The organism is Sphingomonas sp. NFR15 (genome assembly GCF_900103265.1).
Taxonomy (GTDB): Bacteria; Pseudomonadota; Alphaproteobacteria; order Sphingomonadales; family Sphingomonadaceae; genus Sphingomonas; species Sphingomonas pollutisoli.
Genome location: NZ_FMWX01000004.1, coordinates 308,459 through 334,223 on the forward strand (window position 1 = coordinate 308,459; position 25,765 = coordinate 334,223).

At 68.2% G+C, this 25,765-nt stretch carries 22 protein-coding genes; 10 read left to right on the top strand and 12 right to left on the bottom strand.

Features of this window, described 5'->3' with window-relative positions:
* Complete coding sequence (locus tag BLS81_RS12235; RefSeq protein WP_093224202.1) at positions 1–2,199, bottom strand: TonB-dependent siderophore receptor; 2,199 nt, start codon at positions 2,197–2,199, stop codon at positions 1–3.
* Positions 2,200–2,368: 169 nt separating this feature from the next.
* Between BLS81_RS12235 and BLS81_RS12240 the strand changes: the two genes are divergently transcribed.
* A complete protein-coding gene (locus BLS81_RS12240; protein ID WP_093224203.1) occupies positions 2,369–3,973 on the top strand; it encodes a carboxylesterase/lipase family protein in 1,605 nt (534 codons plus the stop codon).
* Positions 3,974–3,989: 16 nt separating this feature from the next.
* On the opposite strand, the gene BLS81_RS12245 is transcribed toward BLS81_RS12240, so the two are convergent.
* The gene (locus tag BLS81_RS12245) at positions 3,990–6,368 is read right to left on the bottom strand and encodes a glycoside hydrolase family 95 protein (RefSeq protein ID WP_093224299.1); all 2,379 of its coding nucleotides are present in this window, start codon (positions 6,366–6,368) and stop codon (positions 3,990–3,992) included.
* 170 nt (positions 6,369–6,538) lie between these two features.
* Here BLS81_RS12245 and BLS81_RS12250 point away from each other — a divergent pair, with 170 nt between their 5' ends.
* Genes BLS81_RS12250 through BLS81_RS12260 form a run of 3 tightly spaced genes read left to right on the top strand, consistent with a single transcriptional unit; the run spans position 6,539 to position 10,180 of the window.
* Positions 6,539–7,828, top strand: coding sequence for an L-fuconate dehydratase (locus tag BLS81_RS12250; protein ID WP_093224205.1), 1,290 nt, complete (start codon positions 6,539–6,541; stop codon positions 7,826–7,828).
* A 33-nt stretch (positions 7,829–7,861) separates the two neighbouring features.
* A complete protein-coding gene (gene fucP / locus BLS81_RS12255) occupies positions 7,862–9,166 on the top strand; it encodes an L-fucose:H+ symporter permease (RefSeq protein WP_371128279.1) in 1,305 nt (434 codons plus the stop codon).
* A 3-nt stretch (positions 9,167–9,169) separates the two neighbouring features.
* Positions 9,170–10,180: a zinc-binding alcohol dehydrogenase family protein gene (locus BLS81_RS12260; RefSeq protein WP_093224301.1), complete on the top strand. Its 1,011-nt coding sequence runs from the start codon at positions 9,170–9,172 to the stop codon at positions 10,178–10,180.
* 1 nt (position 10,181) lies between these two features.
* On the opposite strand, the gene hemN is transcribed toward BLS81_RS12260, so the two are convergent.
* Positions 10,182–11,525: an oxygen-independent coproporphyrinogen III oxidase gene (gene hemN / locus BLS81_RS12265; protein WP_093224208.1), complete on the bottom strand. Its 1,344-nt coding sequence runs from the start codon at positions 11,523–11,525 to the stop codon at positions 10,182–10,184.
* Positions 11,526–11,660: 135 nt separating this feature from the next.
* Between hemN and BLS81_RS12270 the strand changes: the two genes are divergently transcribed.
* Both BLS81_RS12270 and BLS81_RS12275 read left to right on the top strand, forming a co-directional pair.
* A complete protein-coding gene (locus BLS81_RS12270; protein ID WP_093224209.1) occupies positions 11,661–12,317 on the top strand; it encodes an OmpW/AlkL family protein in 657 nt (218 codons plus the stop codon).
* Between the two features lie 79 nt (positions 12,318–12,396).
* The gene (locus BLS81_RS12275; protein ID WP_093224211.1) at positions 12,397–12,936 is read left to right on the top strand and encodes a hemerythrin domain-containing protein; all 540 of its coding nucleotides are present in this window, start codon (positions 12,397–12,399) and stop codon (positions 12,934–12,936) included.
* Between the two features lie 6 nt (positions 12,937–12,942).
* Here BLS81_RS12275 and BLS81_RS12280 read toward each other — a convergent pair whose 3' ends face one another.
* The 4 genes from BLS81_RS12280 to BLS81_RS12295 form a co-directional block, all read right to left on the bottom strand.
* A complete protein-coding gene (locus BLS81_RS12280; RefSeq protein ID WP_093224212.1) occupies positions 12,943–13,653 on the bottom strand; it encodes a Crp/Fnr family transcriptional regulator in 711 nt (236 codons plus the stop codon).
* A gap of 97 nt (positions 13,654–13,750) precedes the next feature.
* On the bottom strand, positions 13,751–13,873 hold the full coding sequence (cydX, locus tag BLS81_RS12285) for a cytochrome bd-I oxidase subunit CydX (protein ID WP_093224214.1): 123 nt from the start codon (positions 13,871–13,873) through the stop codon (positions 13,751–13,753).
* An 18-nt stretch (positions 13,874–13,891) separates the two neighbouring features.
* Positions 13,892–15,031, bottom strand: coding sequence for a cytochrome d ubiquinol oxidase subunit II (gene cydB, locus BLS81_RS12290; RefSeq protein WP_093224215.1), 1,140 nt, complete (start codon positions 15,029–15,031; stop codon positions 13,892–13,894).
* Between the two features lie 14 nt (positions 15,032–15,045).
* Positions 15,046–16,617 (bottom strand): cytochrome ubiquinol oxidase subunit I, encoded by a 1,572-nt coding sequence (locus BLS81_RS12295; protein ID WP_093224217.1) that lies wholly within the window; start codon positions 16,615–16,617, stop codon positions 15,046–15,048.
* A gap of 123 nt (positions 16,618–16,740) precedes the next feature.
* Between BLS81_RS12295 and cydD the strand changes: the two genes are divergently transcribed.
* From cydD to BLS81_RS12310, 3 genes are all read left to right on the top strand, one after another.
* Positions 16,741–18,405: a thiol reductant ABC exporter subunit CydD gene (cydD, locus tag BLS81_RS12300; protein ID WP_093224218.1), complete on the top strand. Its 1,665-nt coding sequence runs from the start codon at positions 16,741–16,743 to the stop codon at positions 18,403–18,405.
* Entirely contained in the window at positions 18,402–20,030 is a 1,629-nt protein-coding gene (locus tag BLS81_RS12305) for an amino acid ABC transporter ATP-binding/permease protein (protein ID WP_093224220.1), read from the top strand. Before cydD ends, BLS81_RS12305 begins: the two co-directional genes overlap by 4 nt.
* Positions 20,031–20,242: 212 nt before the next feature.
* Entirely contained in the window at positions 20,243–21,382 is a 1,140-nt protein-coding gene (locus BLS81_RS12310) for a DUF2252 family protein (protein ID WP_093224302.1), read from the top strand.
* A 31-nt stretch (positions 21,383–21,413) separates the two neighbouring features.
* Here BLS81_RS12310 and BLS81_RS12315 read toward each other — a convergent pair whose 3' ends face one another.
* From BLS81_RS12315 to BLS81_RS12335, 5 genes are all read right to left on the bottom strand, one after another.
* A complete protein-coding gene (locus BLS81_RS12315; RefSeq protein WP_093224221.1) occupies positions 21,414–22,202 on the bottom strand; it encodes an IclR family transcriptional regulator in 789 nt (262 codons plus the stop codon).
* Between the two features lie 241 nt (positions 22,203–22,443).
* A complete protein-coding gene (locus BLS81_RS12320) occupies positions 22,444–23,001 on the bottom strand; it encodes a nitroreductase family protein (RefSeq protein WP_093224222.1) in 558 nt (185 codons plus the stop codon).
* Positions 23,002–23,017: 16 nt separating this feature from the next.
* Positions 23,018–23,710 (bottom strand): phosphoribosyltransferase, encoded by a 693-nt coding sequence (locus tag BLS81_RS12325; protein ID WP_093224223.1) that lies wholly within the window; start codon positions 23,708–23,710, stop codon positions 23,018–23,020.
* A gap of 1 nt (position 23,711) precedes the next feature.
* The gene (locus BLS81_RS12330) at positions 23,712–24,362 is read right to left on the bottom strand and encodes a dienelactone hydrolase family protein (RefSeq protein WP_093224225.1); all 651 of its coding nucleotides are present in this window, start codon (positions 24,360–24,362) and stop codon (positions 23,712–23,714) included.
* Positions 24,363–24,367: 5 nt separating this feature from the next.
* Positions 24,368–25,492: an erythromycin esterase family protein gene (locus tag BLS81_RS12335; RefSeq protein ID WP_256326215.1), complete on the bottom strand. Its 1,125-nt coding sequence runs from the start codon at positions 25,490–25,492 to the stop codon at positions 24,368–24,370.
* Between BLS81_RS12335 and BLS81_RS21115 the strand changes: the two genes are divergently transcribed.
* The gene (locus BLS81_RS21115) at positions 25,478–25,756 is read left to right on the top strand and encodes a hypothetical protein (protein WP_256326216.1); all 279 of its coding nucleotides are present in this window, start codon (positions 25,478–25,480) and stop codon (positions 25,754–25,756) included. The genes BLS81_RS12335 and BLS81_RS21115 overlap by 15 nt on opposite strands.
* The last annotated feature ends 9 nt before the right edge of the window (positions 25,757–25,765 follow it).

A 25,765-nucleotide genomic window follows, 5' to 3' on the forward strand; every position in this document is an offset into this window, starting at 1 on the left:
TCACCACTTATACGAAATCGTGCCTTGGACGGTGCGGCGGTTGCCGTACCAGCACCATTGATAATCGAGATAGCAGGTGGTGACGTACTTCTTGTCGAGAATATTGGCAGCGTTGACGCTGAGCGCCAGCCCCTGCAGCCGATCCGACGCACCGCCCAGATCGTAGCGGAGCAGGCCGTCGAACACGGTGAAGCCGGGCGTGCTCTGCCGCGTCAGCAGCGCTCCGGCCGCGTTGGTGTAGCTGCCGGCATAGATGCTGTCGACATGGCGCACCGCACCGCCAATCGCGAAGCCCTTCAGCCCGCCCTCGCGCGGCGCCCATTCGAGGTTGAAGGTGGTGTTGCCGCGGCCGACGCCGAGAATGCCGTCGCCGATCTTCGACGGGTCCGCATCCGCCGTGTTGCGCACCTTCTGCCGGCTGAACGCGAGGCGCGCGTTGAAGCCGTAGGGCAGCGGCGCGTTGGCCTCGATCTCCACGCCGGTCGAGCGATAGCGGCCGCTCTGCGAGGTGATCTGGGTGACGGGGTTGGTGACGATGACGTTGGTCTGGTCGATGCGGAACCAGGCGGCGGTCAGCAGGATATTCGTGCCGGGCACCAGATATTTCGCACCGGCCTCGAGTTGCTTGCCTTCGCTCGGCTTGGCGGTGACGGTGGCGCCCCCCACGGTGTTGATCGTGCCATTGGGCTCGAACGAGGTCGAATAGCTGACATAGGGCGCCAGCCCGAACGCCGTCTTGTAGAGCGCGCCGGCGCGATAGGTGAATTTCTCCGTATTCTGCACCGCCGCATCCGGTGCGGGGCGGACCGCCGCCCAATCCTGCCGGCCGCTCAGCGTGACGCGCAGCCCGCCAATCGACATCTCGTCCTGCGCGTAAACGCCGACCTGTTTCGAGCGTGGGCGGATGGTGTTGACGCCGAAGTTCGCGGGCACCTGCTCCGGTGATTGCGGCACCGGCATCGTACCATAGGCGGGCGCATAGCCGTTCAGCGGGGTTGCTCCGCCAAAGGCGTAATGATCGCGCGCAGTGCCGGTCTGATAATCGACCCCGAACAGCACGTCATGCTTGATCGCGCCGGTGGTGAAGCGACCGTGGACCTGATTGTCGAACACCCATGAATCGGATCGCTCGCGCGTCGCGTAGGAGGCACGGTTGAACATCACCGAATTCGGGTCACCCGCGAGCGGCCCGGCCGCATAGACGATGCCGAGCCGCGAGGTGGCGTGTTGATAGCGCCCCGACGCGCGGATGCCCCAGTCCGGGTTAAGCTCATGCGTCAGGATATACGTGCCCGCCACCTGATCGCGCTTGAAGTAATTGCCCGGCTCGCCGAAATCGCGATCGGTCGGCAATTGGCCGTTCGGATTGGCGAGCAACGTGCCCGAGGCCGGGAAGACGCCGTAGCTGCCGTTCTGCGGATCGTGCGAATAGGCGCCGAGCAGCGTGAGCTTGGTGGCGTTGTCGAGGTCGATCGTCACCGCGCCCGAGATCGTCTCGCGCTCGCGCCGGCTGAACGTCTGTTGCGTGTGCGCGCCGTTGACGCTGCCGTAGACGCGCCAACGCACCGACGAGCCGGCGCGACCGCCCACATCGCCATCGACCCGGTAGAGATCGTAGGTGCCATAGGTGCCCGCCACCGCGCCGTAGAAATCCTCGTCCAGCGGCAGCTTGCTCGTCAACGCGACGAGGCCGCCGGGTCCGGACTGGCCGTACAGCACCGAGGCCGGCCCTTTGACGATTTCGATCCGATCGAGCCGCGAGACATCCACCTGCGGGCTGAGGTAGGCAGCGCCATCGATCAGCTTCAGCCCGTCGAGGAATTGCGGCGCGTCGAAGCCGCGCAGCTTGAACTGGTCGTACACCTCGGCGCTCGATCCGCGCTGCTCGGTGGTGACGCCTGCGACGAAGCGGAGCGCCTGATTGAGATTGGCGACGCCGAGATCGGCGATGTCGCTCGCGCTGAGCACGCTGATCGACTGCGGCGTCTCGGCGATGGGCGCGGCGTTCTTGGTGCCTGCCGACGATTCGGTGCGCGGTCGTGCGCCGGTGACGACGATCGTGTCGCGATCGTCATCGCCCTCGTTGGCGGAAGTATCAACGGCGGCGTTCGAGCCCTCATCGATGACGGGCGCGGCCCATGCCGGCGTGCAGTAAACGGCGGCGCTCATCAGTAAGCCGGTGAAGAGGTGACGCGTCATTCCATTCCCCAAGTGCATTCCCTGGGTGCGCAATGGCCTATTTGAGATCGATTATCAATATCACTAATAGAAGCATGCGATGATTGGCACGTGGCAGCTAAGCCGCACGCCATTGCAATCGCTTATGACACCGGTTTACCATCACCGAACTGAGAGGATGGAGACAGGCATGGCAGACGCGCTGGACGAGGATCCGACTGGAGCGGTCGGCCGCCGCGCCGTGCTCGGCGCTGGAGCCGCCGGCGTCGCCCTCGGCCTGCTGCCCCGCGCCGCGCGTGCGGCCACGCCTGCGAAGCGCATCACCGCACCTGCCGGGATTTTCATCGGCGAAGGGCAGACAGACGGCGTCACGACCCCGGTCTGGAGTTTTCGCGGGATTCGCTACGCCACGGCGGAACGTTTTCGCGCGCCGCGCCCCTATGCGACGCCGGGCAGAGAGCGCGGCGCCACCGCCTTCGGCCCGGTCTGCCCGCAAACCGCCGGCGCCTACGGCCCACAATCCGAAGACTGCCTGCACCTCAACGTCTGGAGCGCCAACCCCGCGCCGCGCGCGAAACTGCCGGTGGTGCTCTACATCCACGGCGGCGCCTATACCGCCGGCAGCGTCACCGATCCGCTCAACGACGGCGCCGCGCTCGCCGGGCGCGGCGACGTGGTCGTCGTCACCGTGAACCACCGGCTCAACGCGTTCGGCTATCTCTATCTCGCGCGGCTCGATCCGCGCTTCCCCGACAGCGGCAACGCCGGCCAGCTCGATCTGATCTGCGCGCTGCGCTGGGTGCGCGACAACATCGCCGCCTTCGGTGGCGATCCCGCGCGGATCATGCTGTTCGGCCAGTCGGGCGGCGGTGCCAAGATCGCCACGCTTACCGGCATGCCCGCCGCGACGGGCCTGTTCCACCGCGCCGCGACGATGAGCGGCCAGCAAGTCACGGCGCAAGGGCCACTCCACGCCACGGAACGCACGCGCGCGTTTCTCGGCGCACTCGGCGTAAAGCCGCATGCGCTCCAGCCGCTGCTCGACATGCCTGCCGGAAAGCTGGTCGAAGGGCTGCGCGCACGCGATCCGATCATCGCCGGGGGCGTCTCGTTCGCGCCGGTGCTCGACATGACGTGGCTGACCCGCCACCCATTCTGGCCCGACGCCAACCCGATCGGCCGGTCGATCCCGATGATCCTCGGCAATACCCACGACGAGACACGCGGCTTCACCGCGCCTGACACGCTGGACTCGCTGACATGGGAGACGCTGCCCGACCGGCTCGCCCCCGAACTGCGGATTGATGTGCTGCCTGAATGGGTGGTCGGTGAATATCGCAAACAATTTCCCGATTGGTCGCCGGGCGACGTGTTCTACGCCGCCAGCACCGCCGGGCGAAGCTGGCGCGGGCAGGTGATCGAGGCCGAAGAGCGCGCCCGCGCGGGCGCGTCCGCATGGGTCTATCAGGTCGATTTCACCTCGCGCACCGATCCCCGGCGCGGCGCCTTCCACACGATCGACATCCCGCTCGTGTTCGGCACGCTCGGTGCGCCCGGCTCACAGACCGGCGCCGGCATGGAGGCGCGCGCCGCCTCCGCCGCCATGCAGGGCAGTTTCGTGGCCTTTGCAGGCACCGGCGACCCCAACCATGCCGGGCTGCCACCGTGGCCGCGCTACGATCTCCCCGCGCGCAGCACGATGATCTTCGACGCGACCAGCCGGATCGAGCACGATCCGCGCCGCTGGCAACGCGAACTGTTTGCCCGCATTCCTTACATTCAGCCCGGCACCTGACTCGAAGCGACCGGGGTCAGGCCGCGCGAAACCGCGCCTGCGTGAGTTTGACCGGGCGGCCAGGCACCAGTTCGATCCGCTTCGAAACCCCGCCGTAGCTTACCGTCGCCGGCCCCGCCCGTGTGGCGACGATCGTCGCGGAGGCGAGCGCGCCATCGCGCCAAGCGATGTCCAGCGTATGGCCGCCCCGCGCGCGCAGCCCGCGTACCGATCCGCTCGGCCACGCCTTCGGCAGCGCCGGCAGCAGTCGGATCACTCTACCGTGGCTTTGCAGCAGCATCTCGGTCATGCCTGATGTGCCGCCGAAATTTCCGTCGATCTGGAACGGCGGATGCGCGTCGAACAGATTGGGATAGGTGCGCTCCGGGCCGAGCAGGAAGCGCAGGATTTCGTGCGCATGGTCGCCGTCGCGCAGCCGTGCCCACAGGTTGATCCGCCATGCCGTCGCCCATCCCGTCGCGCGGTCGCCTCGGATTTCCAGCGAACGCTTCGCCGCCGCGGCCAGCGCGGGCGTGCTGTCGAGGTCGATCTGATCGCTCGGAAACAGCCCGTAGAGGTGCGAGACGTGGCGGTGGTGGATGTCGTCGGCGCCCATGTCCCAGTCGAACGGCCATTCCTGCAACTGCCCGGCCGAACCGATCTTGAGCGGCAGCAGCTTGGCGCGTGCCGCCGCGATCTCGCCCGAGAGCGCGGCATCCGTACCGAGGATCTTCGCGGCCGCGACCGTCTGATCGAACAGGTCGCGCAGGATCTCCATGTCCATCGTCGGCCCGAAGATCAGCGATGTGCCGTGCCCGTGCGGATTCTCGGGCGACATCGAGGGGTTGGTGACGAGACTGCCGCTCGTCGGATCGACCTGGAGCGTATCGAGGAAGAACAGGCACGCGCCGCGCATCAGCGGATAGACGGAGGCGAGGAAGGCGGTATCGCGGTGGAAGTCGTAATGCTCCCACAGATGCGTGCACAGCCACGCCCCGCCGAGCGGCCACAATCCGAATTGCGCGCCGTCGATCGGCGCGGTCGCGCGCCACAAATCGGTATTGTGATGCGCCACCCAGCCGCGCGCGCCGTACATCTCGCGGGCGGTGCGCCCGCCCGTCACCGAGAGGTCACGCACCAGCCGTACCAGCGGCTCGACGCATTCGGGGAGATTGGTCGTCTCCGCCGGCCAATAGTTCATCTCGGTGTTGATGTTGATCGTGTACTTGCTGCCCCAGGGCGGGTTGTTGGATTCGTTCCACAGCCCTTGCAGATTGGCGGCCTGCCCGCCCGGCCGCGACGAGGCGATCAGCAGGTAGCGGCCGTAATGATAATAGAGCGCGGCCAGTCCCGGATCGTCGCGCGTCACCGCCGCCGCGATGCGCTCGTCGGTCGGCAGCGCACGGCCTGGGCTGGCGCCGAGATCGATCGCGACGCGGCGGAACAGGCGGCGGTGGTCGGCGGTGGCATCGGCGGCAATGCGCGCGAAGCCGCGGGGGCCGGCGGCGGCGATCTGCCCACGGGTGATCGCATCCGGGTCTCCGCCGACATCGTCGAACCGGCGATAACTGGTCGCCATCGCGATCAGCACCGTCACCGAATCGGCACGGGATATGCTCAGCTCAGCGCCGTCGTGCGTGACAGTGCCGCCCTGCGCCAGCACGCGCACACGCGCGGCGACACGCAATGCGGCGGGTATGCCCTCATCGGATTCGTTGCGGCCGGTCATGACGATCGTGTCGCCGTCCTCGATCACGACCGACGAATCCTTCATCCCCGTGGTGAGCGCGAGCCGCAGCGCGACCTTGCCCGGCCTGTCGGCGGTGATCCGCACCGCGATCACCTGATCGACCGCCGATGCCACCACCGTCCGCGTGAAACGCACGCCGTCGTGCGTGAAGCGGGTCTCGACCTCGGCCGCATCGAGATCGAGCGTGCGGCGATACTCGCTCGCCCGCGCATCGGCGACGCCGGGCATGGTGATCGCCAGATCTCCGACCGATTTGTATTTGGTCTGCTTGAGCGGCGTCGCCATCACATGTGCGTTGGCGTAGGCCTCGGCTTCGGCATAACGCCCCGCGAAGATCAGCCGGCGCACTTCGGGCAGGCTGGCGCGCGCCTGCGGATTGACCGGATCGTATGGGCCGCCGCCCCAAAACGTGCTTTCGTTGAGTTGGAGCCGTTCCGCGCCGATCCCGCCGAACACCATCGCGCCGATCCGCCCGTTGCCGACCGGCAGCGCCTCGGTCCACACGGCGGCCGGCCGCGTGTACCACAGCAGCGTTTCGCCTGCCGCCTTCGCTGGCGCGGCGGCGACCGGCGTCGGCAATCCAGCGGCAACCGCGCCCGCACCTCCCGACGCCAGCGCGAGCGCGACCGCCTCGCGGCGTGTGACCGCTCCTGATTCGTCGATCATCATCCCGCTCCATCGTTCGTTTGATGTCGTTTGCCTCGGTGAAAACACGTTTGCAAGCAATGCACGGCATCGCCGCATGTGCCGCATTTTCTCCTTGCTCCCTTGATAGATCGCCCGTAGCTTTCAAATATGAAATCCAGTTATTGCATCGAGACGGCAGGCACTCGCGCATGACGCGCATCACCGGCCTCACGACGCTCGATCTGCGATTTCCGACGAGCGCGTCGCTCGACGGATCGGACGCGATGAACCCCGATCCCGATTATTCCGCCGCCTATGTGATCCTCGATACCGACACGGCGGGTATCGCCGGCCACGGCCTCACCTTCACGATCGGGCGCGGCAACGAAGTCTGCGTCGCCGCGATCGCGGCGCTGCGTGACCTTATCGTCGGGCTCGATCTCGATTGGATCGCCGCCGACGCGGGGCGCTTCTGGCGGCACATGACCTCTGACAGCCAGTTGCGCTGGATCGGCCCGGACAAAGGCGCGATCCACCTCGCCACCGGCGCGGTGGTCAACGCGGTGTGGGATCTGTGGGCGAAGGCGGCGGGCAAGCCCGTGTGGCGGTTGATCGCCGATATGTCCCCCGAGGAGATCGTTCGCGCGGTCGATTTCCGGTACCTCACCGATTGCATCACGCCGGACGAGGCGCTCGCGTTGCTGCGCGCGGCGGAGCCGGGCAAGGCGGATCGCATCGCCACGCTCGAGGCGGAGGGCTATCCCTGCTACACCACCTCGGCGGGCTGGCTCGGCTATTCGGACGAGAAGCTGCGGCGGCTCGCCGAGGAAGCCGTCGCGGCGGGCTTCCGTCACCTGAAGCTGAAGGTGGGCGCCAATCTCGACGACGACATCCGCCGTCTGGGCATCGCGCGCGAGGCGATCGGCCCCGACGCCAAGCTTATGATCGACGCCAACCAGGTATGGGAGGTGGATCAGGCGATCGAATGGGTGCGCGCGCTCGCCTTCGCCAAACCGTGGTTCATCGAGGAACCGACCAGCCCCGACGACGTACTCGGCCACGCCGTGATCCGGCGCGGCATCGGCGACATCAAGGTCGCCACTGGCGAGATGTGCCAGAACCGCATTCTGTTCAAACAGTTCATCATGGCCGGCGCGATCGACGTCGTTCAGATCGACGCGTGCCGGATCGGCGGCGTCAATGAAATCCTCGCGGTGCTGCTGATGGCCGCGAAATACGGCCTCCCGGTCTGCCCCCATGCGGGCGGCGTCGGCCTGTGCGAATATGTCCAGCATCTCGCGATGATCGACTATGTGGCGGTTTCGGGCACGCGCGAGGGCCGCGTGATCGAATATGTCGACCATCTCCACGAACATTTCCTCGATCCCTGCGTGATCCGCGACGCGGCGTACCTGCCGCCGACGCGGCCCGGTTTCTCGATCGAAATGAAGCCGGAAACGCTCGCGCGATACCGCTTCCAACCCGATACGACGGCGTGAAACGCCGCTGACCCAAGCGCGAGAGGAGAGACGATGCTGGCGATGGAGGAAATCCCGACAGGGCGCGAACAGGCGCCGCGCGCGGGCGGGCGCTACGCTGCGGCGATCACGATCACCGTCTGCCTGTTCTTCCTCTGGGGGATGGCCAACAACCTCAACGATATCCTGATCGCGCAGTTCAAGAAGGCGTTCGTCCTCACCGATTTCGCGACCAGCTTCGTTCAGCAGGTCTTCTATCTCGGCTATTTCCTGTTCGCGATTCCGGCCTCGCTGCTGCTGCGCGCGCGCGGCTACAAGGCCGGGATCGTCACCGGGCTGGTGCTCTACGCCGTCGGCGCCTTGCTCTTCTATCCGGCCGCCGCATCGAGCCAATATGGTCTGTTTCTGCTCGCGCTGTTCGTCATCGCCTCGGGGCTCGCCTTTCTGGAAACGTCGGCCAACCCGCTGATGACCGAATTAGGAGACGCGACCACAGCCGCGCGCCGTCTCAATTGGGCGCAAGCGGCCAACCCGATCGGCGCGATCACCGGCATTCTCGTCGGCCGCAATTTCATCCTGTCGGGCATCCGCCACGACGAGGCGACGCTTGCCGGCATGTCGGCCGCGCAGCGGATCGGCTATTACCGCGCCGAGGTGCAGGCGGTGCAGACGCCGTACCTCGTCATCGCGCTGGTCGTGCTCGCCTTCGCGGTCGCCGCGATCGTCGTCCGCTTCCCCGAAGGCGATCGCGAGATCGCCAGCGCCGCGCCCCGCCCGCCCTTCTCTGCCGTGTTCGGCAAACCGTGGCTGCTGGCGGCGGTGTTCGCGCAATTCTGCTATGTCGGCGCGCAGGTCGGGTTGTGGAGCTTCACGATCCGCTATGCCGAGGCGAACGTGCCGAGCATCGGCGAGCGCGCCGCGGCGGACATGTTGTTCGCGTCGCTCGTCCTGTTCGCGATCGGCCGCTTTTCGGGCACCGCGCTGATGGGCCGGGTGCGGCCGGCGGCGCTGCTGCTCGGGTTCTCGCTCATCTCGTGCGCGCTCGCCGCCACCGCCGCGCTGGCAGGCGGACGGATCGGCCTCTATGCGCTGGTCGCGGCGAGCTTCTTCATGTCGATCCAGTTTCCGACCATCTTCGCGCTCGGCGTCGAGGGTCTGGGGCCGCTGCGCCGTGCCGGCGCCTCGCTCATCATCATGGCGATCATCGGTGGCGCGGCGCTCACCGCGCTGATGGGCTGGACCTCGGACCACAGCTCGATCGCGACCGCCATGCTGGTGCCCGCCGCCGCCTTCGTGGCGATCGCCGCTTTCGCCCTCGGCGCGCTGCGCCGCCCGCTCCCGTCAAACTCTGGTGATTGATTGATGCACGTCGTAACCTGCTGCGAACCCGGTACCCTCGCCCTCGAAACCCGCGACACGCCGGTGCCCGCACCCGGCGAGGTGCTGGTCCGCATCCGCCGCGTCGGCGTCTGCGGCACCGATTATCACATCTTCCGCGGTACCCAGCCGTATCTCAGCTATCCGCGCGTGATGGGGCACGAACTGGCGGGAGTGGTCGAACAAACCGATGCGGCCAGCGGCTTCGCCCCCGGCACGCCGGTGTGCATCATGCCCTATCTGTTCTGCGGGCATTGCGTCGCCTGCGCCAAGGGCAAGACCAATTGCTGCGTCAACATCCAGGTGCTCGGCGTCCACTGCGACGGCGGACTCGCCGAACTGCTCGCGATCGATCCGCGCTATCTGCTCGACGCGAGCGGGCTCACGCTCGATCAGGCGGCGATGGTCGAGTTCCTCGCGATCGGCTATCACGCCGTCCGCCGCGCGGCGCTGGCGGCGGGCGAGCGCGTGCTGGTGGTCGGCGCGGGACCGATCGGCATGGCGGTCGCTTTGTTCGCGGGCCTTAAGGGCGCCGATGTCACCGTGCTCGACGGCAACGCCGCCCGCGCGGGCTTTTGCGTCGAGCGGCTCGGCGCGAGGGCGGCGGTGCCGCTGGACGCTGATACCCCGACCCGGCTCGCCGAAATCAGCGGCGGCGCGTTCTTCGATGCGGTGTTCGACGCGACCGGCAACGCCAAGGCGATGGAGAAGGGCTTCGGCTATGTCGCGCACGGCGGCCGCTATGTGCTGGTATCGATCGTCGCGGCCGACATCACCTTCAACGACCCCGAATTCCATAAGCGTGAGACCACCCTGCTCGGCAGCCGTAACGCCACGCTCGATGATTTCGCGGCGGTGATCGCGCTGATCCGTGAGGGCCGCGTGCCGACTGCGGCGATGCACACGCACAGCGCGCCGCTCGCCGATCTGCCAGGCGTGATCGAGCGCTGGATGGCACCGGACGCCGGCGTCATCAAGGCGATCGTCGAAATCTGACTCACACCGCCCGGCTGAAGCGCAGCGCGTCGGGCTGACGATAGACGTCGAACGCGGCGGCGACGAGGCGGGCATAGGCGCGCCCCTGTTCCGGCACTGTCACCCGCCAGCCCCGGACGCGCACCAGATCCCGCGCGGCGAGGTCGCCCAGCCGCGCCAGCGCGCCATGTAGCGGCCCGAGGCACGCGCCGTGCGCGCGCGCGAGCTCGGACAGATCGACGGTGCCGTCGCACAGCAGCCGCTCGATGATCGCGCCGCGCAGCCGGTCGTCGGCGGACCGCACGATCCCGCGCGCGCCGGCCAGCCCGCCATTGGCGGCACGCAGCCGATACCGGCCGACGTGCTTCTCGTTCTGCACCAGCAGCCCCGGATATTGGCTGATCGACGATGCGCCCAAACCGATGATCGCCTCGCCGGGCTCATCGGTGAAACCCTGGAAATTGCGCCGCAACCGCCCCTCCGCCCCCGCGACCGCGAGACTGTCGGTCGCCCTCGCGAAATGGTCGAATCCGATCGCCGCGTAGCCGGCCCCGACGAGCACATCATGCGCCAGCGCACTCTGTGCGAAACGCGCGGCGGCGTCGGGGAGCAGCGCATCATCGATCATCCGCTGGCGCGGCAGCAGGCGCGGCATATGCGCATATCCGAACATCGCGATCCGGTCGGGCGTGAGATCGAGCGCGAGGTCCAGCGTCTCGGCCAGGTCGTCGGCGCCCTGCCCGGGCAGGCCATACATCAGATCGAGGTTCACCGCCGCGATCCCCGCCGCGCGCAGATCGGCGACCGCGCGCGCCACCATCGCATACGGCTGCACGCGGTTGATCTTCTCCTGAATGTTCCGCGCGAAGGTCTGCGCGCCGAGGCTGACCCGCGTGACACCCGCCGCCGCCAAAGCGTCGCAATATGCGGCATCGAGCGTGCGCGGATCGAGCTCGGCGGCGATCTCCAGGCGGTCGGCGCAGTCGAAGCGCGCACGCAACCGGTCAGTCAGCGCGATGAAGTCCCCCGCGGGCATGGCGTTGGGGCTGCCGCCGCCGAAATGCACCGCGACGACCCGCCCGCGCAACCGCGCCGCAACTGCGTCGATCTCCCGGTCGAGCGCGCCCAGATACGCGGCCATCCGCTCGGGCCGCCCGACCGCGCCGGTGTTGCACCCGCAATACCAGCAGATCTCATGGCAATAGGGGATGTGGACATAAAGCGACACCGGCGTTCCGGCTGCGACGCCATCCAGCGCGGCGGCCTGATCCAAGGCCCCGACGCGGTCGTGAAACTCCGCCGCGGTGGGATAGCTAGTGTAGCGCGGGACGGACCGGCTCGCGAGATCTGGGATGTAGCGGTGCATGCGCTCTGGTCGCAGCACGCCGCGTGACCATCCTTGATCCCGGTCAAATTCGGCGGCCCGGCGATTTGCGCTGGATCAATGTTGCCGCCCCGCCCCGGTTCTAGCTCCGCCCCACCAATCAGATGGGGAACCAAAATGCGTATCATCACCGCCCTCGTGCTCACCGCTGCGGCTTGCGCCGCGATGCCCGCCCAGGCTCAGGAGAAGGGCGACGTGCTGATGCGCGTCCGCGCCATCATGGTGTCGCCCAACGAGAAATCCGGCGGCGTCCAGCCGTCCTTCCCGGGCGGCCGCGTCGGCGTGACCGACAGCTACGCGCCCGAAGTCGATTTCACCTATATGCTGACCGACCACATCGGCACCGAGCTGATCCTCGCGACCACCAAGCATGACGTGCAGGGCCGCGCCGCGCTCTCCGGCATCGACAAGCTCGCGGGCACATGGGTGCTGCCGCCGACGCTGACGCTGCAATATCATTTCGCCGATCCGCACGCCAAGGTGCGGCCCTATGTCGGCGCGGGCGTGAATTACACGATCTTCTATTCGTCAAAGGCGAGCGGCGCGCTCAACGCCGCGATCGGCGATACCAAGGTCCACCTCAACGACAGCTTCGGCTATGCGCTTCAGGCCGGCGTCGATGTCAACATCACGCGCAAGGTCTTCGCCAACCTCGACATCAAATACATCGATATGGACACCACGGCCCGGCTCCACACCGGCGGCGCGCTCAATCAGGTGAAGGTCAACGTCGATCCGCTCGTCTTCGGCATCGGCCTCGGCCTCCGGCTTTGACCACCGCGCGCACGGCTTTGACCCCGGTCAACGCCGTGCGCCGGCCAAACGCCGACACGGGCAGGCGAGGAGAGCCCGCATGCAAGACCCTGACACCTTCGCCGCGAGCCCCTTCCCTTTCGTGGGCCGCTGGCATGTGATCGACGAGATCGATCTCGTCGGGCTGGTCGCGGATCATGCCGCCACCGAGCGGCTGTGCGCGCGGCTCGAGGCCTGCGCCGACCAGCTTCCCGATCGCCCCACGCTAGCCGAGATCGACGATCTCTGCGCCGCGCTTCAATCGCGTATCCTCGATCATATCGAGCGGGAGGACCAGTTGCTCGCCGCCATGTTCGCGCGCACCCGGTCCGCCCCCCTGTGTCACGCGCTGCTCGACCAGATCCACATGCGCCATGTCGCCTGCACGGTGCTCGCGCAGGATCTGGTCGCAGCGCTGGATGCCACCGCGCCCGGACACCGCACGATCTGCGCGGAGGCGCTCGGCTACATGCTGCGCTGCTTCTTCGAAGGCTGCCGCGCCGCGATGGCGTTCGAGGAACTGGCGATCCTCGCGCTCGCCGGCTCGCGACTGACGCGCGAGGCGCGCGCGTTGCTCACCGAACGGCTCGCCGCCGCCTGAGTCCGCTCAGGCCGGCTCGGCCCGCGCCTGCAATGCGGCCCGATCGCGGATCGTGACCCCGCGCGCGCCCGGCAGTGCTATCAGCCCCGCCGCCTTCAGCTTGGTCAACTGCCGGCTCACCGTCTCGATCGTCAGCCCCAGCACGTCCGCGATCTGCCCGCGCGTCAACGGCAGATCGAACGTCACGGGGCCGGACGCGGTGGCGCGACACCCTCCGCTGCCGGCGCGATCCGCCATGCCGAGCAGGAAGCCCGCGATCTTCTCCTCCGCCGATTTGCGCGCGAGCATCAGCATCCGTCCCCGCGCCTCCTCCAGCGCGGAGAAGGTGCGCTGGAGCAGCATCCGCTCCATGCGGACGTGATCCTCCAGTACCTGTTCAAAGGATTTGCGCGGAAAGACGCACAACTCGGCATCGGTCAGCGCGGTCACCGTGAAGTCCGATCGGTCGGCATAGGGCCGCCCGACGAAATCGGCAGGATAGAGCAGGCCGACGGTCTGTTCGCGCCCGTCGGCAGTCGACGCGCTGAGCTTGAGCACGCCCGCCAGTAGATTGGCGCAGACGATGCTCTCGTCGCCGGCCCAGATCACCGTGTCGCCGCGCGCGACGCTCTGGCGCCGGCCGAGCGTGTTGAGCGCGGTCAGTTCCGAGTCGGTCAGGCTGCCGCAAAGCGACTGGTCCCGCACGGCACAATCGGCGCAGATGTCGGTGACAAGCATGGTGCCCCTATACTGCACCGCACGCTGTTTGTCTCGCCATAGGGACATATGCGTATACGAGAAAGGGCCGGCACCTCGCGGCGCCGGCCCCTTGTCATTACGGATTGGTCACCGCGTCCTCGTCATCCTCGATCGGCAGCGAGAATTCGTGCCAGATCCCGTTGAGAACGCCGAACACCACCGCCAGGCCGAGGCCCAGCACCCAGGTGAAATACCACATCGTTCGATCCTTTCGCGGTCAGTAGAAATCCGGATTGGTACGGACGTCCTCGCTGGTGACGCGGCCCCACATCACCTTGAACGCCCAGCTCGTGTAGGCGAGCACGATCGGCAGGAAGACCACCGTCACGAACACCATGATGCCGAGCGTCCGCGCGGTCGAGGAGGCGTTCCATACCGTCAGGCTCGAATGCGGATCGATGCTCGACGGCAGGATGTACGGGAACATCGACAGCCCGACCGTCGAGATGATCCCGGTCGCGGCCAGCGCCGAGCCGCCGAATGAGGTCTTCTCCCAGCCGTTGGTGATGCCGACGAACGCCAGCACCGTCCCCGCGAAGCCGAGCACCGGCGCGATCAGCATCCACGGATACAGTCGGTAATTGCCGAGCCACGCCCCGGCGGCATGCTCGGTGGTGGTGCGCAGCGGGTTGGACTGGCCGAGCGGATCGGCGGCGCTCACCATGTGATAGCCGATGTCGCCGAACGCGACATAGGCTCCGCCCAGCGCGAACAACACCACCGCCGCCACCGCGGCGATGCAGCCATAGCCGCGCACACGGTCGTGGACGGGGCCATGCTCGACCTTGAAGGTCAGCCAGGTCGCGCCGTGCAGCACCAGCATCGCCACCGACAGCAGCCCGCACAGCAGGGTGAACGGCGTGAACAGGCCCAGCAAACCACCGTCATAGAAGGACCGCAGATCGCTATCGAGCCGGAACGGCGCGCCCGACAGCACGTTGCCCACCGCGACCCCGAACACCAGCGCGGGCACCAAGCCACCGACGAACAGCGCATAGTCCCACCGCGTCCGCCACACACGGTCCGCGCGCTTCGATCGGTATTTGAACCCGACCGGGCGGAGGATCAGCGCGGCCAGCACCAGGAACATCGCCAGGTAGAAGCCCGAGAAGCTCACCGCATAGACGAACGGCCAGGCGGCGAAGATCGCACCGCCGCCGGTGATGAACCAGACGAAATTGCCTTCCCAGTTCGGGCCGACGGTATTGATGACCATCCGCCGCTCGGCGTCGGTCCTGGCGACCCAGGGCAGCAGCGCCGCCACCCCGAGATCATAGCCGTCGGTCAGCGCGAAGCCGATCAGCAGCACCCCCATCAGCACCCACCAGATCAGGCGCAGGGTTTCATAATCGAACATGGTCTATGTCCCTTTCAAGCGACCAGCGGGGTTGCGGGAAGCGGGCCGGGTTGCGGCTGCGGGTCTTCGTGATGCTCGAACGGCCCATGTCTGATCGAGGAGAGGATCAGCCGCACCTCGATGACCGCCAGCACGCCGTAGATCGCGGTGAACCCGAAGATCGTCGTCCACAGCGCCCCGCGCGAAAGCGAGGATGCGGCGAGGAAGGTCGGCAACACGCCCTCGATCGCCCAGGGCTGACGGCCGATCTCAGCCAGGATCCAACCAAGCTCGATCGCCACCCACGGCAGCGGCAGCGAGAACAGCGCCAGTCGCAGGAACCAGCGCGTGCTGTCGTGCCGCCGCAGGCTCGCCAGCACGAACGCGGTGGCGAACAGCGCGATCATGTAGAAGCCGATGAACGCCATGATCCTGAAGCTCCAGAACATCAGCGGCACGTTGGGAACGACATCCCACGCCGTCTTGGCGATCAACTCAGGACTCGCCGTACGCGGATCGGCGACATGCGCCTTCAAGAGCAGCGCGTAGCCGAGATCGCGCTTGTGCGCCTCGAACCGCGCCCGCTCGGCCAGATTGGCCGGATCGGCCTTGAGCTTCTGGACCGCGTCATAGGCGATCACGCCCGAGGTGATCCGCTCCTGCGCCTTGAGCACGAGTTCGGACATGCCCGTAACCTCTTTGTCGAGGCTGCGGGTCGCAATCAGGCCGAGCACCCACGGCACCTCGACCGAATAGCGCGTGGTGCGCGCGGTCGTATCGGGCAGGCCGATCAGCGTGATACCGGCCGGGGCCGGCGCGGTGTGCCATGCCGCCTCGATCGCGGCGAGCTTCATCTTCTGGTTGTCGGTCAGCGCATAGCCGCTCTCGTCGCCGAGCACGACCACCGACAGCGAGGACAGCAGCCCGAAGGCGGCGGCCACCGCCATCGAGCGTTTGGCAACGCCGCGATACTTGCCTTTCAGCAGGTAGAAAGCGGAAATGCCCAGCACGAACACCGATGCGCAGACATAGCCCGCGCTGACGGTGTGGACGAACTTGGCCTGCGCGATCGGGTTGAACAGCACCTGCCCGAACTGCGAGACTTCCATGCGCATGGTCTCGGGGTTGAACTGCGCGCCGACCGGATTCTGCATCCAGCCGTTGGCGATCAGGATCCAGAGCGCCGACAGGTTGGTGCCGAGCGCGACCAGGAAGGTGACGATCAGATGGCCGAGCTTCGACAGCCGGTTCCAGCCGAAGAACATCACGCCGACCATCGTGGCTTCGAGGAAGAACGCCATCAGCCCCTCGATCGCGAGCGGTGCGCCAAAGATGTCGCCGACGTAATGCGAGAAATACGACCAGTTGGTGCCGAACTCGAACTCCATCGTCAGCCCGGTCGAAACGCCGAGCACGAAGTTGATCGCGAACAGCCGCCCCCAGAAGCGCGTGATGACGCGCCAGATCGGCCGATTGGTCATCACATAGACCGATTCCATGATGACGAGCATGAAGCTCAGCCCCAGGGTCAGCGGCACGAACAGAAAATGGTACAGCGCGGTCAACGCGAATTGCAGCCGCGACAGGTCGATAACACCCGGGTCCATGATTTGAGTCTCCCCACGAGGCCAGGCTCGGCCCCAAGCTGCCAGCGGGGTAGAAGCGGGCGCCCGCATCGACATTGACCGGAGTCAAAGACCGCGCCGGCCGATCGGGCGAGGACACAGTCCATGAATGCGATCACCAGCAATCCGGGCCTCGCCCGCGCCCGTACGCGATGGTTGAAGGGCGTCGTCGCCGATGGCGGCCGTACACGCGAATCGACCAGCCTGCTGGTGCTCGACACCGCCGCCGCGATCGGTTTCGCCGCAGGTCTGGCCGGTGCGGTGGGCGCGGTGCCCTCGATCGGCGCGATGCTGCCGTGGGCCGGGCTGATGGCGCTCTCGGGCGGCGCGCGCGGGCTGTTCGCGATGCTCGCCACCCGCGTCGGCGCCGCCGGCGCGGAGCAGGGCAAGCTGCGCCTGCGCCGCCGGATCGTCGAGACGGCGCTCCACCGCGCACCCGGTTCGGCCGCAACCACCGGCACGCTGATGAGCGCGGCGGTGGATGAGGTCGATGCGATCGACGGCTATGTCGCGCGCTTCCTGCCCGCGCGGCAGGCGGCCGCGGTCGCGCCGTTCCTGATCCTTGCCGCCACCGCCTTGGCCAGCCCGGTCGCGGCCGGCATCCTGTTCGCGACTCTGGTGCCGTTCATTCTGGTGATGGCGCTGGCGGGCGGCGCGGCGGCGGACGTCTCGCGCCAGCAGTTCGTCGCGCTGTCCCGGTTGTCGGGCCGCTTCGCCGACCGGGTCCGCGCCTTGCCGATCGTGCTCGCCTTCGGCGCCGAGCGGCGCGAGTCCGATGCGCTCGGCCAGGCGGCGGACGAGCTCGCCCGGCGCACGATGCGCGTTCTTCGCGTCGCGTTCGTGTCTTCGGGCGCGCTCGAATTCTTCGCCGCGCTCTCGGTGGCGCTGGTCGCGGTCTATTGCGGGTTCAACCTGCTCCACCTCCTGCCCTTCCCGGTGCCGGAGCAGCTCGATCTCGGCCGCGCGCTGTTCGTGCTCGCGCTCGCGCCCGAATTTTACGCGCCGATGCGCCGCCTCGCAGCCGCCTATCACGACAAGCAGGCCGCCGAGACCGCCGCCGACCGGCTCGCCGCACTGGAAGGCGAGCGGCCAGCGCCGGCGGCACCGGCGCCCTTACCCCCCGCCGCGCCGGGCATCGTGTTCGACGCGGTCACGATCCGCTACCCCGGCGAGGACACGACCGCCGTCAGCCGTTTCTCGCTCGACATCGCACCCGGCGAGACGCTCGCGCTGCTCGGCCCGTCGGGCAGCGGCAAGAGTAGCCTGCTGCACCTCCTGCTCGGGCTCGCGCCGTTGAGCGACGGCGCGGTGCGGGTGGGCGGCATCGATCTTGCGCGGAGCGGGGGCGTGGCGGCCCTCGCCGCCTGGGTCGGGCAGAACCCGCTCCTCATCGCCGGGTCGATCCGCGACAACCTGCTGCTCGCCCGGCCCGAGGCGTGCGCGCCGGATATCAGCGCCGCGATCCATGCCGCCGGTCTCGGCCCGATGCTGGTGAAGCGTCCACAGGGGCTCGACAGTCCGATCGACGCGCGCGGCGGCGGGCTGTCGGGCGGCGAGCGACGGCGCATCGCGCTCGCGCGCGCGCTGCTCAAAGCCGCGCCGCTCCTGCTCCTCGACGAGCCGACCGCGCATCTCGACGCGCGGGCCGAGGCCGATCTGATCGCCACCATCGACCGGGCGCGCGCCGGTCGCACCGTCATCATCGCCACGCATAGCGAGCGGCTCGCCGCCATCGCGGACCGTGTGGTCCGCCTCGGAGACGCCGCATGAGCCAGACGCTCGAAACGCTGATCGCCGCCGAACGCCGCGCGCAGCGCCCGCTGCTGCGCCGCGCGGCCTTGTACGCGGCACTCGTCGCGGCGGCGTCCGTGGTGCTGCTCGGCCTGTCGGGCTGGTTCATCACGGCCGCCGCCTTCGCTGGTGCGGCGGGCGTGGTCGCAGCGCAAGCGTTCAACTACATGCTGCCGAGCGCGGGCATCCGCTTGCTTGCGATCGTGCGCACCGGCGCTCGCTATGGTGAGCGGCTGGCCGCGCACGAGGCCGCGTTCGGCGCGCTCGCCCGCATCCGCCCCACGCTGTTCCGCGCGATCGCCGCCGCGCCCATCGGCACGGCGCTGGCGTTGACGACCGGCGAGGCCGCGGCGCGGATGATCGGCGATGTCGATGCGATCGAGACCCGCTTCGTTCGCCTCTCCGCCCCCTGGAGCGTCGCGGCGGCGCTCGTGGCTGGACTGTGCCTCACGGTGTTGGGCGGCGCACTCGCCGCGCTTTCCACCGTCGCGTGCCTGGCCGCACTCCTGCTCGCCGCGCGCGCGTTGTCGCACCGGCTCGAGGCACCCGGCCGCGCGGTCCAGATCGCCGCAGGCGCACTGCGCGACGAATTCGCGCAGGCGAGCGAAGCCGCGCCCGAACTGCGTTGCTTCGCGCTGGAAAGCTGGGCCGCCGATCGCATCGACGCGCGCAGCCGCACGCTCGCCGCCGCCCAGCGCGCGCAGGCGAACGTGGCTGGCTGGTTCGAGCTGATCCAGGCGCTGTCGATCGCCTTCGCGGCGTCGTCGGCGGCGCTGCTCTCAGCCGCGTCGGGCGCGGACATCGCCGCCCTCGCCGCGCTCGCCGCGGCGATGACGCTCGACGGCGCCGCGCCGCTGCTGCGCGGCCAGATCGACCGTGGCAAGATGCGCGAGGCGGAAGCGCGGCTTGACATGCTACTGGCGCATTCGCCCAGCGAGCAAGGCTCGGCCAAGCCGTCGGACGCGCCCCTCCTCGCCTTCCACCAGCCCGCGCCGTGCCGCATCGCGCCGGGCGAACGGCTCGCGCTGAGCGGCCCATCCGGCGCCGGCAAGACCATGCTCGTCGAGACGCTGATCGGCCTGCGCCCCGCCGTTTCCGGAACGATCACCCTCGACGGCGCCGACGTCACCGCAATCCCCCTGCCCGCGCTCCGCCACTGCTTCGCATGGTTGCCGCAGGACGCGATGCTCCTGTCGGGCACGATCCGCGAAAACCTGCTGCTCGCGGGCGGCGAGGCGGACGACGCGGCCTTGTGGGACGCACTCCATGACGCCGTCCTCGACGACCGTGTCCGCGCACTCGACCGCGGCCTCGACAGTTGGATCGGCGAGAACGGTGCGCGGCTCTCGGGTGGCGAGCGACGGCGCCTGGCGCTCGCCCGCGCCTATTGCGCTCCCGCGCCGTGGCTGCTGCTCGACGAGCCAAGCGAGGGCCTCGATACCGCGACCGAGGCGCTGCTCGCCGACCGCCTGAACAGCCGCCTCGATCGGAGCGGCCAGGGCCTGATCCTCGTCACACACCGCCCGAGGCTGCGCGCCCTGTGCCCCCGCACGCTGGCGATCAGCCCCGATCGGGTTGGCACCAGGCCCCCCCTCGTCGCCTGAAGCGTACCAGCCTCACGGACGTCACGCGAGGCGACGAAAGGACCGCCGCATCGCGGAGTCGGCGAGAGAGATCCCACCGGATCGCGACAAAGCCATGGAACCAAGGTTTGTTTCCAAACGGTTTCGCACGCTGCAGCAAGGAGCCATGCGTGAGCGACCATCCGACCCGCGACGAACGAAGCGGGATTCTCGAAGCCAAACGAACGTTGAAGATGGCGCGATCGGCACATGCCTATGTGCGCGGCAACACCGCGAAATTCTACGAATGGCTGGCGGCATCCCCGGTGGCCAGGCACTTGCCGGAAGGCCCGCCGATCTGGATCTGCGGCGATTGTCATCTCGGCAACCTGGGCCCGATCGCGAACGGCGCCGGCGACGTCGAAATCCAGATCCGCGATCTCGATCAGGCGGTGATCGGTAACCCGCTGCACGATCTCATCCGCCTCGGCCTTTCGCTGGCGACGGCGGCGCGGGGCTCGGATCTGCCCGGCGTCACCACCGCGCGCATGATCGAACAGATGGTGCTCGGCTACGAAACCGCGCTCGCCGATCCCGCCAGCGGCGATGCCGGCCCCGAGCCCGACGCGGTACGCACCGTCCGCCGGCGCGCGCTCGGACGACGCTGGCGGCATCTCGCCAAGGAACGCCTCGACGATGTCGAGCCGTCGATCCCGCTCGGCAAACGCTTCTGGCGGCTCGACGAGGACGAGCGGCGGGCGGTCGCCGCCGTGTTCGACGAACCGGCGGTCGCCCGGATGGTGCTCGCGCTGCGCCACCGTGCGGGGGACCAGCGCGTCCGCATGGCCGATGCCGCCTATTGGATGAAGGGGTGCAGTTCGCTCGGCCTGCTGCGCATCGCCGCGATCGTCGAACTGCGCGATGCCGAGGGTGATCGTGCCCACGCGCTCGTCGACATCAAACAGGCCGTCGCGCCGATCGCACCCGCCGCGCCCGGCGCGAACATGCCCGATTGCCCCGGCGAGCGCGTTGTCGCGGCAGCGCGCGCGCTCTCCCCGCACCTGGGCGAGCGGATCGCCGCCGCGCACATTCTCGACACGTCGGTTTTCGTGCGCGAACTGATGCCGCAGGATCTCAAGCTCGAAGTCGATCAGTTCACCACCGGGCAGGCGATCAAGGCCGCGCATTATCTCGCCTTCGTGGTCGGCAAGGCGCATGCGCGCCAGCTCGGCGCCGAGGATCGCCGCTCGTGGCAAACCGAGCTGAGCCGAAGCCGCACCGCGACGATCGACGCGCCATCCTGGCTATGGGAAAGCGTGGTCGATCTCGCGGGCCGGCATGAGGCAGGCTACCTCGAACATTGCCGCCGCTACGCGCTGGCGACGGCCGCCTGACCGGGATCGCACCTGAGCGGGCCGGCGTTCCTCAGCCCGCGTCGGGCTGATACCCGAGCCGGTCCGACACCCGCGCCGTCGCCGCCCGCAGCAGGTCGCGCGCGGCATCGATATGGACCTTCTGCGATCCGTCGATCAGTTCGAGAAACGGTATCGTCAGCGCCGCGACGATCTCGCGATCGAAGCCGAAGATGGGAAAGCTGATGTCGGTCACGCCGTGCGTGATCGGGCTCTTTCGTAGGTCGAAGCCAGCCGCGCGGATCGCGCTCTTGCGCTCGGCCAGCCAGGCGCGGTCGATCGCGATCCCGCGCTCACTCTCCGCCGCGCGGACGATCTGTTCGCCGCGCTGATCGTTCGAGAACGCCAGGATCACCTGCCCCGAGCAGCTCCGGACAATGTCGATCCGCGCGCCCACCTTCAGCGCGAAGCCGCGCGTGCCGGGCTGTTCCTCCCGCGCGACCACCATGCCGCTGCCGCCGTTCGGCACGACGAGATGGCACGATTGCCCGGCCTCGATCGCCAGCACCTGCATCTCCGGCAGCGCCGCGCGCACGATATCCTGCGATGGTGTCGCGCGGAACGCGAGATCGAGCAACTTGTAGGTGACCGTGTAGCGGTCAGTCGACTGCGACTTCTTCAGGTAGCCGAGCTGCTCCATCACCACCACGATGCGGAACAATTCACCGACCGAGCGGCCGAGGTCCGCCGCCATCTCGCTGACCAGCGCACCCTCTGGCCAGCGCACGAGCAGTTCGAGCACCTCGAACGCCTTCTCGATCGCAGGGGCGGCATAGGTCGCCTTCGCACCCGTTCGTTTCATCGCGGTTCCCGTCGCGCAAGACTGTCTTGCCGATGCGCGATCGCCCGGCTTACGCGACGATGCAAGCCGGGATTGGGCGCGGCCGCCGCCCGCGCGTGCGGGACATACGCGGATAGCGGTGCGGCCGTGACGAGACGATGCCTGATGATGAGCGAAAGGCTCACGGCATCCGCCGCGAGAAAATCGGCGTCGGGGCCGCAGCGGTGCCGGCGCGGCCCACTCGCTGATCGGCCAAGCGATCTCACGCCCAGCGAATTTCCGGATCTCCACGCGGAACAACAGGCGGCTCGGCCTTGGGGTGGCCGACGATGATGGGCGCGATCGGCGTATAGTCGTCCGGAAGGCCGAGCGCCGCCTTGCCCTCCGGCGTGCCGAGCCACCCTTGCGCGAAGCCGATCCAGCAGCTCCCCAGGCCAGCATCGCAGGCGGCGAGCATCAGATTTTCCGCCGCGAGCGTGCAATCGATGGGCGCCCAAGCCCCTGCCATGGTCGCGGAAATCACGATCATGGCCGGCGCGTGATAGAAGATGTGGAACGACGCGGCACCGAGCATCTCCTCCAAATGGTGCGGGATGAGCCCGGCTGGCGTCGTGCGCAGCATGTACGTCTTCGCCTCGTCGGATATTTGGGCCAGCAGGGCCGCATCGCGCACGACGCAGAAAGACCAGCATTGCTGGTTCATTGCGCTCGGTGCCTGCACGGCTGCGCCGATCAAGGCACGCAATTGGTCCTCGCCCACCGGCTCATCGGTGTACTCGCGTACGGCTCGGCGGCGTCGAATAGTTTCCATCAGCTCCATCGCGAACAGCTCCTTGCTACTTGAGAGGCACAGGTTCGGCCGCGTCGTGTGTCGCCGCCGCCTGTTCGAGCAGGCTCACCACCTCTTCGTCGCTCGTCTGTTCGAAGTCGGCATAGTGCAGGCCCACCGCGTAGAAGGGTTCCGGCGTCGCCAAGCAGACGACCTCGTCGCACGCCGCGCGCAACATCGGAACGGTTTCCCGCGGCGCCACGGGTACGGCGAGCACCAGTCGGTCCGGCTCGTTCTTCCGTACGCCCCGCGGTGCTGCCACGACCGTTCCCCCTGTCGCCACCCCGTCGTCCACCACGATCACGGTGCGGCCGGTCATCGGGCGGGGCGACCGATCGCCCAGATAGACCCGGCGGCGACGCTCGATCTCCGCGAGCTGCCGGCGCATCTCCGCGCGGAGATATTCGGGTGTGGGAGCAAGCGCACGCACCGCCTCCTCGTTGAGCACGAGCTGCGGGTCGGCGCCGTCGATCACCGCGCCGATCCCGACCTCCTCATGGCCGGGAGCACCGATCTTGCGCACCATCAGCAGGTCGAGGTCCGCGCCGAGCGCGCGCGCGACCTCATATGCCACCGGCACACCCCCGCGCGGCAACGCCAGCACGAGCGGGCGGGCGTCGCGAAAACGGGCGAGCACCGCCGCCAGGCGGCGACCGGCCGCTCGCCGGTCGTTAAACAGCGGCTCTGGCGCACCGGCCATCTCATGCCTCCTGGAAATGCATCGCGAACCAGCGCGTCGCGTGGCCGATAACGGTGTCGAGCGTTCCCGCCTCTTCGAACAAGTGGTGCGCCCCGGGCACGATCACGAGTTCATGCTCGCACCTCAAATGCGCCATGGCGGTCTCGTTCAGCGCGATCACCGGCACATCCCGGCTGCCGACGATCAGCATCGTCGGCGCCTGAACGCGGGCGAGCGCGCGTGCGCCGGCGAGATCGGGCCGCCCGCCGCGTGACACGATGGCGCGGATGCGCGGATCGGGCCCGGAGGCGGCGAGCAGCGCCGCTCCTGCGCCGGTACTCGCACCGAAATAGCCGATCGGCAGCATGGAGGTGGAAGGCAGGCCGCGCACCCAGTCCGCCGCTCCCACAAGTCGGGAGGCGAGCAGCGCGATGTCGAAGACGTTCACCCGGTCCTGCTCCTCTTCAGGTGTCAGCAGGTCGAGGAGCAAGGTGGCCATGCCGGCGGCGTGCAGCGCATCCGCGACATGATTGTTGCGCGGGCTGAGCCGTCCGCTGCCGCTGCCGTGCGCGAAAATCACGATGCCGCTCGGGTCCGGCGGGATGGCGAGCAGACCGTTCAAACCGTCCGGCCTGACCGGCTCGACGGGGCGGACGCCGAGGAGCGTGACCATCGCTCTCACAGCCCGAAGGGATAGGTTTCGGGAGCGCCCGCCGGGCGTTCGGGGCCGAGCGGTGTGACCGCCGTCGTTTGCTCGAACCACACCCACGCGTCGAACTGCTCGGCGAGCACCGCCCGGAAATAGTGGCTCGTGAGCTCCGTTTCCGGCCGATAGATCACGCCGATGGCGCGCTCAAGCAGCGGTTCTCGCAGAAGCGCGGCGAGGTGTTTGCGGTCGCTCGAGCGCCAGTCGGTCAGCGTGCGCGACAAGCCGGTTTGGCGGAACGCATGCTCGTAGCTGTCGCGGCGCGCCGGGCGCACCATCTTGATCTCCATCGCGCCGCCCCAGTCGCTCGCCGCCGCGACTGTGCCGGTATCCGTACCGAAGCCGATGAGCATGGCCTCATCGCCGTGCGCCATTCGGCAGAGCTCGCCGATGTTGAATTCGCCTCCCCATCCCATGGCGGTGGCGGCCGCGTTACCGACATGGCTGTTGTGCGCCCAGACCACCGCCTTGGCGTTGTCGCCACGATGCGCGAGCAGCGCCTGCAAGGTGCCGAACATGTGTCTGTCACGCAGATTCCAGCTTTCTGCGGCGCCGCGATACATGGCGCGATAATAGCGCTCCGCGGCACGCACGATTCGCGCGTTCTGCACCGCGTCGAACCACGCTTCTCCATCAGGCGCTTGCAGCAGCGCGACCCGGCGATCGAGCAACTCGCGCAGTTGCGCTACCGCGCCGTCCTCGCAAGCGTCGCCGCCGTGTAGCACGGCGCGGCCATAGCCCGCCGGATCCTCCTGCCACGGCGTCAGGCAGGCGTAGCGGGCGCGCGCCGCGGCCACCCTCTCCGGCGCGACGGCTTGCAGGTAGGCGATGACCGCGTGAATCGACTCGCCGAGGCTATAGACGTCGAGGCCATGGAACGAGGCGCGCTCGCCCTCCGGAAGGGAGGCGTTATGGTCGCGCAGCCAGTCCGCGAACGCCAGAACCTCGGCATTCCGCCACATCCAGGTCGGGAAGCGCACGAACGGATCGCCGAGCCTCGGACGCGGCGCCTGATGGCGAACATAGTCGTCGATGCGCGCCGCATCCGGCCAATCGGCCTCCACCGCGATGATTGAGAAGCCGTGGCGCTCGATCATTCGGCGCGTGATCGCGGCACGCGCGCGGTAGAATTCGGAGGTGCCATGCGTCGCCTCGCCCAGCAGCACCACACGCGCATCGGCGAAGCGATCGAAATAGGCGCCGAACTCGTCGGCGCGATCGGGGTCCGGCAGGTTTTCCGCATTGCGGCGGAGCGCCTCCACGAGCCCTTCTGGAACCTCTCCCGAAATTTGCCGCCCGAGAGAAACCTGTTCGTTCATGGCGCCACCGTTCCCAACGCCTCACCGCAAAGTGGAGGTTGATGGGAGCGA